1 pseudogene is annotated in these 522 nt (G+C 69.0%); it reads left to right on the top strand.

Annotated features, from left to right (window positions below):
* Window positions 1-11: 11 nt before the first annotated feature.
* Window positions 12-522 (top strand): annotated as a pseudogene (locus tag N864_RS22990) (IS1380 family transposase); the annotation flags it as partial.

A 522-nucleotide genomic window follows, 5' to 3' on the forward strand; every position in this document is an offset into this window, starting at 1 on the left:
GCATCTCGTAGGTGAAACTCTCTCACACCCTGACCCGGACCTCCGCAGTCTTCGACGACCCGAACCTCGTGTCGTCCGCCGGGCTGGTGCCGGTGATGGCCTTGGCCGACGCCGCCGGGCTACGCACGTTGACCGACGAGCGCCTCACGGTGGCCACGGACAAGGGCGCGAACGCTGGGCTGAAGGTCGCCTCGATCGTCGGTGGGATGCTCGCCGGCGCGGACAGCATCGATGACATGGCGGTGCTCCGGCACGGCGGAATGAACAAAGTGTTCGCCTCGGCGTACGCACCCAGCACGCTCGGGTCGTTCCTGCGCGCGTTCACCTTCGGGCACGTGCGCCAGCTCGACGCGGTCGCCGCGAGGTTCCTGCTCGCTCTCGCGGCACAGACCCGCCTGCTCGGGCCGGACGCCGAGCAGGCAACCGCCCCGAGCACGGGCACGACCTCGAGCACGACGGGCGGGTACGCGTGGGTTGATGTCGACGACACGATCATCGAGGTCCACGGCCACCAGAAACAGG

Origin of the sequence: Intrasporangium chromatireducens Q5-1, from assembly GCF_000576575.1 — a bacterium.
Lineage (GTDB): Bacteria > Actinomycetota > Actinomycetes > Actinomycetales > Dermatophilaceae > Intrasporangium_A > Intrasporangium_A chromatireducens.